Here is a 1,829-nt window from a genome sequence, read left to right as displayed (position 1 = left end):
GGCGAAAAACCTGACATTGACACAAGGCCCCAACCGGATTGATTTCAAACGCGGGACTATTGCCCCTATTGCAGGCGAGGGTGATACCCCTTGGAACGTGATTGATACCGGATCATTGGGGGGAATGTATGCCAATAAAATCCGTTTGGTGAGTACTGAGGCGGGTAAGGAAGTTAACCTTGCTAATTTGACTACAACGCAGGGTGACATTAGTCTGACGGCGGATGGCAAGGTGACTCTGGGCAATATACAGGCCAAAACGGATATCACCGTTAGCAGTAAAAGCATTAAAACGGCGGAACAGAGTCATGTGCAGGCAGGGAAAGATATCACGCTTGCCGCGAACACGTTGAACAACACCGGTAAGATTATCGCAGACGGTGACATGCGGTTATTTATCGACCGTTTATACAATCAGAATAAGGGGCTGATTCAGGCAAATAATCATCTCTGGTTGCAAAAAGATGCGAGCGGTAATTTAAGCACTGAAATTAACAACACTTCAGCGACGCTAAAAACCAATAGCGGCGATATTATTATTCGCGCAAAAGCGTTAAATAATGACAGGGATGCTAGCGTCGCGGCGGGAATGAACGCTTATATCAATGCGACAAAGCTGGATAACAGCCAAAGCCAGTTTCATGCGAAGAAAAATCTCATCTTAACTGGTCACGACTTTAACCACGGGATGGACGGTAAACTTTCAGCCGATCTAAATGTGGTGGCCGATTTTATTAATCAATTCAACGGAACGGCATTCATACTGGCGAAAAATATTCTGCTTCATGCCGGTGAAATTATCAATATAGGCCACCTCAACGCGGGTAATGATCTGTCCGTCATCGCCGAGCGTCGAATATATGCCGGCCAGAGTACACTGGAGGCAAAGAGAAATCTGACCTTGATTGCGGGTAAAGATATTGATGCCTTTCAAGTCGAGTTGAAGGGAGAAAATGTTGAACTGCTTACGCGTGAAGGCGACATCCAGATGTGGGGGGACGGTTCTCGTATTTCGGCCAGCAACAATTTGCGGATGTTCGCGGATCACAAACTGGATCTCTATGATCTTTTATTCGATAAATCAAACACGATAACGTTAAATGCGGGTCATGAAATTGATACCAGCCAGGTTAAATTGGCCGCACAGAAAAATCTGACACTCAGTGCGGGCAAAGATATCACCGCCCGTCAAACTGAGCTGAAAGGGGAAAATATTGAGCTTCTCGCGCGTGAAGGCAACATTCAAATAGGCAGGCATGATTCGCGTATTTCGGCCAGCAACAATTTGCAGATGTTCGCGAGTAACAAACTGGATCTTCAGGGTATTTTGTTCGATAAAGCCAACAATATTACGTTAAACGCGGGTGATGAAATCAAGGCTGACGGGGTTAAATTAGCGGCAGATAAAAATCTGACGCTGATTGCGGGCAAAGATATCACTGCCCGTCAGGCAGAGTTAAAAGGGGAAAATGTTGAGCTGCTGGTGCGTGAAGGCGACATCCAAATGGGACGGAATCAGTCTGCTGAATCATTAGCCTCAATTTCGGCCGATAATCATTTGCGGATTTCAGCGGGCAACGATCTGGATCTCTCCGGTATTCAGTTAGACAAATCACGCCATCTGACATTAAGCGCGGGTCATAACCTGAATGCCAATCGAAGTCAATTAAACGCGGCGGGCAATATTAATCTGTTTTCTGGGAATGATTTAATGTTGCGGCAGGCGGGTATCCGGGCGGGGCAACAAGTCATGCTCAGCGCGGGTCACGATATTGATATCTCTCGGCCCAATACGCCGGAGGCGTCAGAGCGCCGGTTTGATTTATCTC

General features: G+C 46.8%; 1 protein-coding gene. It reads left to right on the top strand.

Annotated elements, in window-relative coordinates; genetic code table 11:
- Positions 1–1,829 (top strand): hemagglutinin repeat-containing protein (locus tag ACGF49_RS24435; RefSeq protein ID WP_387493270.1); only part of this gene is annotated, 1,829 nt, incomplete at both ends.

It is taken from the genome of Photorhabdus sp. RM96S (genome assembly GCF_042879335.1).
GTDB classification, from domain to species: domain Bacteria; phylum Pseudomonadota; class Gammaproteobacteria; order Enterobacterales; family Enterobacteriaceae; genus Photorhabdus; species Photorhabdus kayaii.
This window is presented reverse-complemented; position numbering and strand designations above follow the sequence as displayed.